Annotated in this window: 10 protein-coding genes; 5 read left to right on the top strand and 5 right to left on the bottom strand. The window is 71.2% G+C overall.

Annotated features, from left to right (window positions below):
- Positions 1-55 precede the first annotated feature (55 nt).
- On the bottom strand, positions 56-2074 hold the full coding sequence (locus ACIOC1_RS23735) for an NPCBM/NEW2 domain-containing protein (protein WP_401856277.1): 2019 nt from the start codon (positions 2072-2074) through the stop codon (positions 56-58).
- 452 nt (positions 2075-2526) lie between these two features.
- On the opposite strand from ACIOC1_RS23735, the gene ACIOC1_RS23730 reads away from it, so the two are divergent.
- The gene (locus ACIOC1_RS23730) at positions 2527-3984 is read left to right on the top strand and encodes a UbiD family decarboxylase (RefSeq protein WP_401856276.1); all 1458 of its coding nucleotides are present in this window, start codon (positions 2527-2529) and stop codon (positions 3982-3984) included.
- 159 nt (positions 3985-4143) lie between these two features.
- On the opposite strand, the gene ACIOC1_RS23725 is transcribed toward ACIOC1_RS23730, so the two are convergent.
- The gene (locus tag ACIOC1_RS23725) at positions 4144-4905 is read right to left on the bottom strand and encodes a GntR family transcriptional regulator (RefSeq protein ID WP_401856275.1); all 762 of its coding nucleotides are present in this window, start codon (positions 4903-4905) and stop codon (positions 4144-4146) included.
- An 88-nt stretch (positions 4906-4993) separates the two neighbouring features.
- Here ACIOC1_RS23725 and ACIOC1_RS23720 point away from each other — a divergent pair, with 88 nt between their 5' ends.
- A complete protein-coding gene (locus tag ACIOC1_RS23720) occupies positions 4994-5236 on the top strand; it encodes a hypothetical protein (RefSeq protein WP_401856274.1) in 243 nt (80 codons plus the stop codon).
- 120 nt (positions 5237-5356) lie between these two features.
- On the opposite strand, the gene ACIOC1_RS23715 is transcribed toward ACIOC1_RS23720, so the two are convergent.
- Positions 5357-6880 (bottom strand): flavin monoamine oxidase family protein, encoded by a 1524-nt coding sequence (locus ACIOC1_RS23715; protein ID WP_401721592.1) that lies wholly within the window; start codon positions 6878-6880, stop codon positions 5357-5359.
- Between the two features lie 397 nt (positions 6881-7277).
- On the opposite strand from ACIOC1_RS23715, the gene ACIOC1_RS23710 reads away from it, so the two are divergent.
- Positions 7278-9128, top strand: a complete 1851-nt coding sequence (locus ACIOC1_RS23710) for an arabinofuranosidase catalytic domain-containing protein (RefSeq protein ID WP_401856273.1) — start codon at positions 7278-7280, stop codon at positions 9126-9128.
- Between the two features lie 66 nt (positions 9129-9194).
- Here ACIOC1_RS23710 and ACIOC1_RS23705 read toward each other — a convergent pair whose 3' ends face one another.
- Positions 9195-10448 carry an MFS transporter gene (locus ACIOC1_RS23705; protein ID WP_401856356.1) on the bottom strand — a complete coding sequence of 418 codons (1254 nt, stop codon included), beginning with the start codon at positions 10446-10448 and terminating at the stop codon, positions 9195-9197.
- 711 nt (positions 10449-11159) lie between these two features.
- On the opposite strand from ACIOC1_RS23705, the gene ACIOC1_RS23700 reads away from it, so the two are divergent.
- The gene (locus ACIOC1_RS23700; RefSeq protein WP_391129492.1) at positions 11160-11645 is read left to right on the top strand and encodes a TrkA C-terminal domain-containing protein; all 486 of its coding nucleotides are present in this window, start codon (positions 11160-11162) and stop codon (positions 11643-11645) included.
- 6 nt (positions 11646-11651) lie between these two features.
- On the top strand, positions 11652-12932 hold the full coding sequence (locus tag ACIOC1_RS23695) for a cation:proton antiporter (RefSeq protein ID WP_401856272.1): 1281 nt from the start codon (positions 11652-11654) through the stop codon (positions 12930-12932).
- A gap of 33 nt (positions 12933-12965) precedes the next feature.
- Here ACIOC1_RS23695 and ACIOC1_RS23690 read toward each other — a convergent pair whose 3' ends face one another.
- A complete protein-coding gene (locus ACIOC1_RS23690; protein WP_188283553.1) occupies positions 12966-13364 on the bottom strand; it encodes a metalloregulator ArsR/SmtB family transcription factor in 399 nt (132 codons plus the stop codon).
- Positions 13365-13477 lie beyond the last annotated feature (113 nt).

Below are 13477 nucleotides of genomic sequence, written 5' to 3'. Positions count from 1 at the left end.
GCCGGGGCGGCGGCGCGCGGGAGGGATACGCGCCGCCGCCCCGGCTCGTGGGCGGTCAGGAGCAGATGAGCTTCGCGTCCGCCCAGTCCGCGTGGTCGCTGTCGTTGCCGTCGCCGCCGTCGTCCACGACGAGCCGCACATTCTGCGCGCCGGTCACGTCGGCCGTGAGCGCCTTGCCGCCCATGGCGTTGGTGACCACGCCGCTGTCGGCGACCGTCGTGCCGTCCGCGACGACCGTGAAGCGGACGGTGCCCTTGCCGTTCTTCTCGTCGTCCACGCCGACCGTCGCCGTCACCGTGGAGCAGACGCCGCCGAGGTAGTAGGCGATGTCGCTCGGCGCGTGCACCCCGAGGCCCTTGGCGTAGACGCTGCCGCCGAGCGTGATCGGACTGCCGTCGTCCGCGCCGGTCTCACCGTTGCTGCGGTCGCGTTCGACCGGCCCCCACCCGTTGCTCGACGTCGTCCATGGCAGGTCGCTGAGGTAGCTGGTCCCCGCGGGCGGCGGCACCTTGACGGCGACGCTGCCGACCAACGGCACCGTGACGGTACGGCCGTTGACCAGATCGCGGTAGCTGACCGTGCCGGTGACCGGATACGCGCCCGGCCGCGCGTCGGCGGGCACGGTGACCGTCCACGGTGTGGTGAGGGTCCTGCCGCCGGGCAGCAGCAGGCTGCCGGTGGCGCCGGTCGCGCGGACCGTCCAGCCGTCGGGGCCGGTCAGCCGCACCTTCACCGTCGCGGCGGGCAGCGAGCCCAGGTCGGTGGCGTACGTGGACACGGTCGCGCTGTGGCCCGGCTCGATGTGGTCGGGTCCGGTGACCCCGGTGTCGAACAGCGGCGGCGCGAGGACCGCGCGGGGATCGGTGCCGACCCGCAGCAGGACGGTGCCGTGCGCGGGCACGGTCGCGGACAGGCCGCCCGCGCTCTGGTAGTCGGTGTGCGCCCACAGGTCGCGCACCGAGTAGTTGCCGCGCTTGGGCAGTCCCGCGGCCCGCGCGGTGGTGGAGATCCGCTGCGCCTGGTCGCCCGAGTTGAACAGGGCCACCGCCCGCTCGCCGCCTGCCAGCTTCTTGCTGAGCACGTACCGGCCGCCGTCGGAGGAGACCACGGTGGCCTGGCTGCCGAGCGGGTCCTGGTCGAGGGCGATGACGTCCTTGTTGCCGAGGATCGACAGGGTCTGCGGGGTCGCCTTGCGCAGGTCGGTGCCGATCAGCAGCGGCGAGTTCATCATCGACCAGAGCGAGAAGTGCGTGCGGTACTCGGTGTCGGTCATGCCGCCGTTGCCGACCTCCAGCATGTCGGGGTCGTTCCAGCGGCCGGGGCCCGCGTACTGCGCCAGCGGCATGTTGTCCTCGGCGATGGACAGCATGCTCGTCCAGTTGTCGCTGATGTCGCCCGTGGTGCGCCACGAGTTGCCGACGTCACCGGCCCACTCCCACGGGTTCTGCACGCCCCACTCGCACAGCGAGTACACGATCGGGCGGCCGGTGGCGGCCAGCGCGTCGCGCATCGCGGTGTACCGCCTGACGTAGTCCTCGCGGGTGCCGTCGCTGGTGTTGTTGCAGTTGTCGTACTTGAGGTAGTCCACACCCCAGTCCGCGAAGGTCCGCGCGTCCGTCGTCTCGTGGCCGAGGCTGCCCGGGTATCCGGCGCAGGTCGCCGTGCCCGCGTCCTCGTAGATGCCGAGCTTGAGTCCCTTGCCGTGCACGTAGTCGGCGGTGCCCTTGATGCCGTCGGGGAACTTCACCGGGTCGGGGACCAGGCGGCCGTCGGCGTCACGGGTGTGCGTCATCCAGCAGTCGTCGATGTTGACGTAGGTGTATCCGGCGCTCTTCAGACCGGAGCTGACCAGGTAGTCGGCGGTCTGCTCGATCAGGGCCTGGCTGACGTCGCAGCCGAAGGCGTTCCAGTCGTTGAAGCCCATCGGGGGCGTACGGGCGAGGCTGTTGTCGAGTGCGGCGGCGGGGGTGGCGGTGACCACCGCACCGGCCGTGACGGCCGCGCCCGCGAGGGCGCCGCCCCACAGGGTGCAGGCGGTGGCGCAGGCGAGCAGCCTGCGGACGAGTCGTGGCATGGAGAATCCTCTGCTCGCGGGGTGGGCGAGGCGGACCGGAGGTCCGCGGATGCGCGCCGTGGGGCTGATCGTGTGCGGATCGCTGGCATTTCGACGCTTTGACTCAACGGAACTGAACAGAGTCGAGCAAATTTCTTCGCGGCGACACGTTAGGAGCCGTGCGGGGCCATGACAAGACTTCGGTCAGATTCATCAGAAGTGTCGACACTCAACGGTGCGGCGGTGCGGATCACTGATCCCTGGACAGGGGGAATCCCCCCTGCTTCAATCGGGTCCCGTGGTCGAGTGTCGACACTTCAGGGGAAACGCGGTGCTCGCTCACCTCGACGAGGAGGGACCCGGGCATCCGCGGGCGCAGCGACACCGGCGACGTACAACTCGCGGACTACTCTTGCGGCTTCTTCGACCTTCATCGCGTCGCGACACACATGAGAGAACGGGAGGCGAGTGGCGTGAGGTCCCTCGACGACGTCAATGACCTGCGGACCTGGCTCGAACTGGCCGGGGAACTCGGTGAGGTCCGCACCCTCTCCGGCGCGCACTGGGACAAGGAGATCGGCGCCGCGTCCGAGGTCAACTACAAACGCCCCTCGCCGCCCGCGCTGCTCTTCGACGACATCGAGGGCTACCGGCCCGGCCAGCGAGTGCTCACCGCCAGCATGGCCAACGCCCGCAGGCTCGGCATGACCCTGCGGCTCGGCACCGACCTGGACGACCGCGGTCTGGTCGAGGCGCTGCGCACCCGCCCCAACGAGTGGGTGGAGAACGCCGGGAAGTACCCCGTCGAGGCCGTCGACCGGGGCCCCGTCACCGAGAACGTGATCACCGCGGCCGACGCCGACCTGCTCGCCTTCCCCGTGCCGAAATGGCACGAGAACGACGGCGGCCGGTACATCGGCACCGGCTGCGCCGTCTTCACCACCGACCCGGCCACCGGCGTCCTCAACGCGGGCGCGTACCGCATGCAGGTGCAGAACGGCGGGCGGGCGGCGAGCATCAACATGGAGGCGGGCAAGCACGGCGCCGCGCACGTCCGCGAGTGGTTCGCCCGCGAGGGCCGGGCGCCGGTCACCGCCTCGCTCGGCCACGACCCGCTGCTGCTGGTCGTCGCGGGCACCGAGGTGCCCACGGGACTGTCGGAACTGGAGTACGCCGGGGCCGTGTTGGGCCGCCCCGTCGAGGTGATCCGCGGCGAGGTCACCGGGCTGCCGATCCCCGCGACCGCCGAAATAGCCGTCGAGGGCTGGCTGTATCCCGAACGCCGGGAGCAGGAAGGGCCGTTCGGCGAGTGGACCGGTTACTACAGCGGCGGCACCGAGGCCGTGCTCACCATGGACGTCGAGCGGATCTACCACCGCCACGACCCGATCCTGCTCGGCGCCCCTCCCGGCAAGCCGCCGCACGACTACTCCTACATGCGCAGCGTGATGAAGTCCGCGATGATCCAGGACGCGCTGGTGCGGTCGGGACTGCCCGGCGTCGAGGGCGTCTGGGCCCACGAGGTCGGCGGCGGACGGCAGTTGCTCGCCGTGTCGATCCACCAGAACTACGCGGGTCACGCCCGGCAGGCGGGCTACCTCACCTCGCAGCTCCCGCAGGCCGCGTACATGAACAAATTCGTGGTCGTCGTGGACGCCGATGTCGACCCGCGCAGCCTCAACGACGTGATGTGGGCGGTCTGCACCCGCACCGACCCCGCCGACGACATCGAGACGATGCGGCAGACGTGGGGGAGCAGGGTCGACCCGCTGCGCGCATCCGGCCTGCCGCCGTTCAACACCCGCGCCGTGATCGACGCCTGCCGCCCCTGGACCCGGCTCAAGGACTTCCCGCGGGTCGCGGAGGCCAGCAGGGAACTGGTCGACCACGTGATACGCCGCTGGCCGGACATCCTGGGCGGTGCCAGGTGACAGCCCGGTCCTGGACAGGATCGCCGACGAGATCGCGGCGGCCGCCGCCCCGAAGCGGTCGCCCTCGACCGGGCCCGCACCGCGGCGGACGCCCCCGGGCGGGGCCGCGCGGTCCAGGAGCGCCCACGACGCGCAGGCCCGCTGATGTCGACCGGCGGGTCAGTCCGGGGAGCCCGTCCACCCCGAGCGCTCCACCGCCGCCAGACCGCGCAGAACGATGGACCGTGTGAGCGCGACGGCCAGTTCCGCCTCGCCGTCGGCGTACGCGCGGACCAGCCTGCGGTGGTCCTCCACCGACGTGTCGAGGCGGCCGGGCAGGGAGAGGCTGAGGTGACGCAGATGCAGGGTCCTGATGCCGACCGAGTCGAGGACGGCGCGCACGGTCTCGTTCCCGGCCAGCCGCGCCTCGGTGTTGCGGAAGTCCACGATCAGCCAGAAGTACCGCTCCAGGTCCCCGGCCGCCGCGGCCTCCTCGAGACGGGCCTGAACGCCGTCGAAGACCTCGATCTCACCGGCCGAGCGGTGGGCGATGATCCGGCGGCTCACCAGCCCGTACAGCTCGGACCGCAGCTCGTAGATCTCCCGGACCTCGGTGAGGCCCAGGCGGCGCACGCGGGGGCGCTTGCGGGCCGCGATCTCGACCAGGCCCTCGCGCTCCAGGGTCAGCAACGCCTCGCGCACCGGGGTCCGGCTGCTGCTGAACTGCCGGGCGAGTTCCACGGAGTTGAGGTCGTCGCCCGGCTTCAGCCGGCCCTCGATGATCGCGCTGCCGACCGAGACCAGGATGCGGGCCGCCACGCTGTCCAGGTCCTCCGACCGGCGCAGCACCCGCAGGATCTCCCGCTCACCGGCCGTCAGCGGCGGTCCGGACGCACGCGGGGCGTCCCGGCCTTCCCCCTTGACCGCCATCGCGTCACCCACCGCCTCTCCGCTCACGGTCGCCCGCCCACGCCCGCGGGTTCTCCCGGCACTTCGCGGGCCCTCCTCGCGACTCATGGAAGGGTCTGTCATGGATCACCACATCACACCACGGGTGGCACGGGGCGTCGGAATCACCGGAGCCGGCGGCACGCCGTACGCCGCGGCCGTCATCCGCGGGCCGCTCGACGCGGGTGAGGCCGTCGACCTCGGGGCCCGCACCCCGGAGGAGACGGCGGTGCCCGTGGCCGCCGGGATCGTCACGTGCCGTTGGGGCGGTACGGGGTTGCCGCTGACCGGGCTGAGCGGCGACATCCACCGCCCCGCGGCCTGAGACCGGCCCCGCGGGCTGAGACCGCCCCCGCGGGCTGAGCCCAGGCCCTCGGGCTGAGACCGGCCCCGGCCCCCGTACCCTCCCGTACCGCCCCCGCCGGCTCGCCGCCGACCCGGTGCGTCAGGCCAGGACCCGCCGGTGCAGCGCCGTCACCGCCTTGCGCGCGGAGGTGAAGGCGCCGTGCTGCCAGGCGTCCATGTAGCTGAGCCAGTCACCGGCGAAGTACACATGCCCGGTCGGCTCGTTGAGCGGCTGGTAGCGGGCGGCGTCCGGTCCGCCGGGCGTGCTGTGCCAGGCGGCCTCCTGGTACGGGAACTGCCGCCAGTGGTGCGAGAAGGACGTGGCCAGCTCCGTACGGTACTTCTCGCCGTAGATCTTCACGCCCGCGGCGACCGCCCGCGCCTCGCGGGCCTTGGGGCTCAGCGCCGCGTAGGAGTCGGCCTTGGAACCGGTGTTGTAGTAGCCGATCAGCAGACCGCGCCTGCCGTGGAAGCCGTAGGACGGGTGCCAGATGTGGGTGACGTCGAGGTCGGTCTCGGTGATCCCGCCGTAGATCCGGTGGTCGGTCTCCCACCAGCGCGAGGCGTACTCCAGGCCGATCTTGCCCGCCGAGGACGGGGTGATGGCCTCAAGTGCCGACTGCACGCCCGCGCCCAGATTGTGCGGCACCTTGGCGAGGATGTTCGGCGGCATGGCGGCGACGCAGAAGTCCGCGTCGACCGTGCGCGTCCTGCCCCCCTGGGTGTACGTGACGGTGACGCCGTGCGCGGTGTCGGTGACCTTCGTGACCGCGCAACCCGTCCGCACCCTGCGCGTGCCGACCGCGGCGGCCAGCGCGTGGGGTATCCGGTCCATGCCGCCGACCGGCTGGAACATCAGCATCGCCTGGTCGAACTCGAACTCGAAGGCGAAGTAGCGGCCGACGCCGGTCGCGAAGATCTCGGAGGCGGTCGGCACGTCGCCCGCCACCACGCCCGGTGTGCCCGCGGCGCCCGGCCAGGCCGAGTAGCCGCGCCGCGAACCGCCGCTGTAGTCGAGGGTGTTGCCGAGCGCGCCGTAGTCCTTGAGGAATTCGACCAGCTTCTCCTGGTCGGCGGCGGTCAGGTCCTTGTCCAGCGCGCCCTGGTCGGTGGCCTTGGCCAGCAACTCGCTGACGTAGCCCAGCACGTCGGCCTTGGCGCTGCGGTAACGCATGGGCTCGGTCATTCCGGCCGACTCGTTGTAGAGGTAGGTGTCGGCGTTGACGTTGGTGAACACCTCGATGGGCACGCCGAGTTCACGGCAGTAGTCGAGGGTGATCATCCACTGGGCGATCCGCGCGGGACCGGCGTTCATGTACTGGCCGTCGGAGAAGCGGGCGGTCTGCCGGTTGCCGTACAGGTCGGTGGTGGTGTCGCCGCCGCGTACGGTGAAGTTGCGGCCGCCGGGCCGGTCGCGGGCCTCCAGGACCGTACAGTCGTAGCCCGCCTTGCCCAGTTCGTAGGCGGTCGTCAGTCCGGCGATGCCGCCGCCGAGCACGACGACCTTGGCGGCGGCGCGGCCGGTGAGGTGGAAGTCGCCCGGCCGCGGCGCGCGGTACGGCGCCCCGCGCGTGGCCGCCTCCGCGCTGGGCGCCAGACCCAGCGCACCCATCGTGGCCAGCATCGCTCCCGCGCCGCCGGTGGCCCCGACGGCGCGCAGGAAGTCACGGCGATTGAACGGTGTCATCTGTCATGTCCCCTTTCGCTCATGGCGCGGGAACTCTCGCAGCGGCGTGTTACACCACGTCAGTTGACTTGTGTCACAGAGGTAATGCACTCCTCGTCGGGCCACAGATTCGGACAGGTCGTGCCCGGCCGAAGCCAAAGAAAGCAACAAATATTGACGGGGTCGAACAGGGGGCGTACTTTCCGAGCCGGTCGACCCCGCGTGTTCTTCACGTCCCTCCCGCACCCGTCACGTCCCCCAGGCGTTCGATCCGGGCCCCCACGCCCGGCTCGGGCCGCCCGTCCCCGCAGGCACCGCTCGTCTCCGCTCCACCCCCCACCCCAAGGAGCACCGCATGCGCAAAAGGAGATACACCGCCCGCTGGAAAGCCCTGCTGACCTCGGTCGTGGCCACCCTCGGCCTGGTCTTCAGCGCCTTCATCAGCCTGCCGGGCACCGCGCAGGCCGCCGGTTCGCTGCCCTGTGACCTCTACGGCGCGGCGGGCACCCCCTGCGTCGCCGCGCACAGCACCACCCGCGCCCTGTTCTCCGCGTACAACGGCCCGCTGTACCAGGTCACGCGCGCCTCGGACGGCGGCAGGGCCGACATCGGGCTGCTGGCCACGGGCGGTTACGCCAACGCCGAGCAGCAGGACATCTTCTGTGCCAACACCACCTGCCGCATCTCCAAGGTCTACGACCAGACCTCGCGCCACAACGACCTGCTGCCGGGCCCCGCGGGCACGGCAGGCGGCGTGGACCGAGGGGCGGACGCGAGCGAGATCGCGGTGCGCGCGGGCGGCCACAAGGTGTACGGCATCTGGATCTCGCCGGGCGTCGGCTACCGCTACACCGGCGCGGCGTCCGGCGTCCCCGTCAACGGCCAGCCCGAGGGCGTCTACATGGTCGCCAGCGGCACCCACGTCGGCTCCGACTGCTGCTTCGACTACGGCAACGCCGAGAGCACGCCGTCCGACACCGGCAACGGCCACATGGACGCCGTGAGCATCGCCACCACCTGCTACTTCGCGCCGTGCAACGGCTCGGGCCCCTGGGTCGAGGCCGACATGGAGAACGGCATGTTCCAGGGCGACAACGGCTCCAACACGGCCAACGCGGGCAACAAGAGCGCCTACGTCACGGCGGTGCTGAAGAACAACGGGCAGACGACGTACGCCATCAAGGGCGGCGACTCCCAATCGGGGGGCCTGTCGACCTGGTGGAACGGGTCGCTGCCGACACGGGGCGGCTACAAACCGATGCACCAGGAAGGCGGCATCATCCTGGGCACCGGCGGTGACAACAGCAACCGCAACATGGGCACCTTCTTCGAGGGCGTGATGGTCGCCGGTTATCCGACCGACGCCGCCGAGAACGCCGTCCAGGCGAACATCGTCTCCGTCGGCTACTCGGGCCAGACCAATGTGCCCAACGGCCCGCAGGGCACGATCACCGGCCCCGGCGGCAAGTGCGTGGACGTCGCCGCCGACGACACCGGGGTCAACGGCGCGGCCGTCCAGCTCTGGGACTGCCAGACGTACGCCGAGGACCAGCACTGGACGCACAACGCCGACAACTCGCTGAGCACGATCGGCCGTTGCCTGGACATCAACGGCAACGGCACGGCGAACAACACGCAGGTCGAGCTGTGGGACTGCAACGGCGTCGGCGGCCAGAAGTGGATCCAGCGCTCCGACGGCTCGCTGTTCAACCCGCAGTCGGGCCGCTGCCTCGACACGCCGAGCGGCGCCACCGGGAACGGCACCCGGCTCCAGATCTACGACTGCAACGGCAGCGCGGCGCAGAAATTCGCCGTCAAGGGCGGCGCCCCGGTGCCCGCGCCCGCCGGGAAGTGCGTGGACGTCGCCGCCGACGACACGGGCGTCAACGGCACCGCCGTGCAGCTCTGGGACTGCCAGTCCTGGGCCGCCGACCAGCACTGGTACCACAACGCCAACGGCTCGCTGAGCACGATCGGCCGTTGCCTGGACATCAACGGCAACGGCACGGCGAACAACACACAGGTCGAGCTGTGGGACTGCAACGGCGTCGGCGGCCAGGTCTGGCAGCAGCAGGCCGACGGCTCGCTGCTCAACCCGCAGTCGGGCCGCTGCCTCGACGACCCCAACAGCGCAGGCGCCAACGGCACCCGGCTCCAGATCTACGACTGCAACGGCAGCGCCGCGCAGAAGTTCACCCTCAACTGACAGAGCGCGCAACGCACGTGTGACCGAGGTGGCGCGGGCCCGGTGCCCGCGCCACCTCCGTCGCGCTCACGTCCGGGCCGACGCGTCCGCCGCTCCGCGGACGGGGAGCGTACGGCCCAGCCGGGCGAGCGGGGACAGGGAGATCACCAGCGGCGAGAGCAGCATGCCCGCCGCCGCCACCAGGAAGCCGGTGCGCAGACCGCACTGCGCCGCGAGGAGACCGCCGAGCAGCGAGCCGAGCGGGGCCGTCCCCATGCCGACGAAGCCGATCGTCGCCGCCGCGCGGCCCTGCATCTCGTCCGGAGTGACGGTCTGCCGCACCGCCATCAGCGTCACACTGACCAGCTGACCGCACGCGCCGAACGTCAGGTTGACCGCCACGAGCGCCGGAACGGTCAGCGCGCCGCCGCCGTGCAGCGCGGGTACGCCGATCATCACGCTGTCGCCGAGCACGGCCGCGCACGCGAGCACCGGGCCGTGGCCGAACCGGCCCGGCAGCCGGGCCGCCAGCAGCGAACCCACCAGCGCGCCGGGCCCCGTCGCCGCGAGCACCAGCCCGACGACAGCGCCCGACAGGCCCAACTCCCTGGGCAGGAACAGCAGATAGACGGTCATCGTCGCCGCGAAGGCGCACTGGAAGGCGGCGGAGGCGAGGCACACCGCCCGCAACGACGGTTCACCGACGACGAATCCGACCCCCTCGCGAATCCGCCGCCGGACAGCGGGCGTACGTCCCGAGCGCCGAGGCACCGCCTCGCCGCGCCGAATCCGCCGGATCGACACGAACGACAGCGCGAAGAACAGCGCGCTGGACGCGAGCGCGACCGGCGCCGACAGCAGCGACACCAGCACACCGCCGAGCGCCGGGCCGCCGATCTGCGCCGCCGACCTGCTGCCTTCGAGCGCGCTGTTGGCGCTGACCAGTTGGTCGCGGTCCAACAGCCGTACGACAGACGCCTGATACGCCACGTCGAAGAAGACCGACAGCGCCCCGACGCCGAACGCGGCCACCAGCAGCACCGGCAGACCGAGCCCGCCGAGCAGGCACGCCACGGCCACCGCCCCCAGCGCCAGCGCCCGCCCGCAGTCCGCCGCCACCATGACCGTACGGGTCCGCCATCCGTCCACCCACGCCCCGACGAACAGCGACAGCAGCGGTATCGGCGCCTGCCCCACCGCCCGCAGCACCCCGACCTCACCGCCGTCGGCGCCCAGCAGCAGCACCGCGATCAGCGGCAGGACCACCGCGCTCCCGTGCTCCCCGAGCTGCGAGACCGTCTGCCCCACCCACAACCGGCGGAAATCCCGGTCCCGCCACAGCCCCGGCGGTCCCGGCGGCCCCTGCGACCCGGGCGTCTCCGGAGCCGCGGGCGGCTCGGCGGCCTTCGCGGGAACGCCTCCGTCGTCAGCGCGCGCCGGAACGGCCGACCACCCCTTCGTCTCCTCGGAACCGCTCAGTCAAGGGCCCCGGGGACCCTAGCCCCCGGGCGGCGAAGGGCGCACCCGAATTGTTCGCGGGGCCGGCCGGACCCGGCGTACCGGCAGGTCGGGGCGCGTCGCGGCGGTCCGACCCGCCCTGTGACGCCCAGGTGAATTCCCGGCCATGAGAGATCCGCCTGGGGTATTATATCCACTCATGTGGGATTTGCGGCATTTATTATGCGCTAGAGTCTTGACCAGCGCTTTACATATGTCGCAGAGGTGAGCCGAGGAGGATACGTCATGGAACGGGATGTCCTCGTCGTAGGCGCATCCGCGACCATGTCGGAAGTCCTCCCCACGGCATCGCCGTATTTTCCCCGGGTCGCGCGTGTCGAGAACGCGCCTCGGGACGCCGTACCTGATACGGACCCCCTTTCCGCGCCTTACTGCTGACAGCGTCCGGCTCCCACGCCGGGCGCTGTGGCAGGAGCGCTGCGGCACGCCACCGCATAACGCGCGTCGTCACCCGGCACAGAACTCTGCCGGGTGACGCGCATGCTGGCGTCCGCGACCGGCACTCACGCACCCGCGTCCCGATGGAGCACGTTCATGGAACCAACCGCCCGCGCCCGAAAGACCCCGCTGCCGGGAGTCGGGGCCCGCTATGACATGACGACCGAGTCCGGCCGCCACCTGTCGGTGGTCGTGCACCAGGACGGCAGGCGGTTCCTGGCGTTCCATGACCCCGAGGACGACGACGCCTGCAAGGACGCGACCGCGCTCGCGCCCCACGAGGCGACCGCGCTGGCCGACCTGCTGACCCCCGACCCCGTCGGCCACCTGCAACAACACCTTGAGATCGACCTGGTCACCGAACACATCACCGTGAGCAAACGCTCGCCGTACGCGGGCCGCACGCTCGGCGACACGCAGGTACGCACCCGTACCGGCGCCTCGATCGTCGCCGTGCTCCGCCGCACCTCCGCCGTGCCCTCGCCCACCCCCGACTTCCGCTTCGCCGTCGGCGACACCCTCGTGGTCGTCGGCACCCGCGAAGGCGTCGGCGCCGTCGCCGAACTGATCACAGGAGGATAGAAACCTGTGCACAACACGACCGACATGCTCATCGAACTCGGAGCGATCATCCTCGCCCTGGGCATCCTCGGCCGCCTCGCGGGACGCGTCGGCTTCTCGCCGATCCCGCTCTACCTGCTCGCGGGACTCGCCTTCGGCAAAGGCGGACTGATCCCGCTCCAGGCCAGCGAGGAATTCGTCGCGACCGGCGCCGAGATCGGTGTCGTATTGCTGCTTCTCCTCCTGGGTCTGGAATACAGCGCCTCGGAACTCGTCACCAACCTCAAGACCCAATATCCGTCCGGCGCGGTCGACTTCGTCCTCAACGCATTGCCGGGCGCCGCCGCCGCGATCCTCCTCGGCTGGGGTCCGGTCGCCGCCGTCGCGCTCGCGGGCGTGACCTGGATCTCCTCCTCGGGTGTGATCGCCAAGGTCCTCGGCGACCTCGGCCGCCTCGGCAACCGCGAGACCCCGCTCATCCTCGGCGTCCTCGTCCTCGAAGACCTCTCGATGGCGGTCTATCTGCCGATTCTCAGCGCCCTGCTGGCGGGCGTGAGTCTCGCGGGCGGCACCCTCACACTGCTGATCTCGCTCGGTACGGTCGGGATCGTTCTGTACGTGGCGCTGCGCCACGGGCGGCTGATCAGCCGCGCCGTCTCCTCCGACAATCCCGAGATGCTGCTGCTGGTCGTGCTCGGCCTGACCCTGCTGGTGGCCGGTGTCGCCCAGCAACTCCAGGTCTCCGCCGCCGTCGGCGCGTTCCTGGTCGGCATCGCGCTCTCCGGTGAGGTCGCCGAAGGCGCCCGCAATCTCCTGACCCCGCTGCGGGACCTGTTCGCGGCGGTCTTCTTCGTCTTCTTCGGCCTGAGCACCATCCCCGCCGACATCCCGCCGGTCCTGGTCCCCGCGCTGATCCTGGCCGTCGTCACGACCCTCACCAAGGTCGCCACCGGCTGGTACGCGGCGCGCAGGGCCGGAATCCGGCCCGCCGGACGGTGGCGGGCGGGCGGCACGCTGGTCGCGCGCGGCGAGTTCTCCATCGTCATCGCGGGACTCGCGGTCGGTGTCGAGCCCCGGATCGGGCCGCTGGCCACCGCGTATGTGCTGATCCTGGTCGTCCTCGGCCCGCTCACCGCCCGCTGGACCGAGCCCATCGCCCGCCAACTCACCGAGGCCATCCGCCGCCCGGAACCCGCGCCCGCCGCTCCCGCGGTCGAGTTGGTCAAGGCGGTGGAGCCGGTCGAGTCGGGGGAGCCGGTGGAGATCGACGTGGACGCGGATGCCGATCCGGCGCCCAGCCGTACGTGACCTCCGCGCGGCAGGGGGCCGGGGCGTGGCCTGTCAGGCCCCCAGCCCGCGGACGTCACGCGAGGGGGCGGAGCGGCGGTCGAGCTGACTGACCATCACCCGCACCACCGTGACGACATCGGGATCGTCCACCAGATAGACCTGCCGTCGGCCCTCGCGCCGTGAGTGCACGAGCCCGGCGAGCTTGAGCTTGGCCAGGTGCTGGCTGACCGCGGGCAGGGTCGCGCCGACCCGCTCGGCCAGCCCCGTGACGTCGCAGTCGCCCTCGGACAGGATCCAGACGATCTGGAGTCGCATGGTCGACGCCAGCAAGCCGAAGGAAGCGGCGGCGTTCTGGAACAACTCCGGGCTGGGGTCGCCGAACTCCGCGGCAGACCTCGTCACGTGAACCTCCCTGACCGCAGCGGCTTTTCCGAGCACCAGAGTACGCATGCGGCGCCCGCGGTCCGCGCCGCTGGCATGATACTCTCAGTCAGTTGCGTAATTATGCAATCATGCAACTGGGAAGATTATCCTGATGCGTACGCGCGGGCAGACAAGGTGAC

The organism is Streptomyces sp. NPDC088197 (assembly GCF_044741185.1).
Lineage (GTDB): Bacteria > Actinomycetota > Actinomycetes > Streptomycetales > Streptomycetaceae > Actinacidiphila.
Note: the sequence above shows the minus strand (reverse complement) of the source record. Positions and strands in the feature narration are given on the sequence as shown.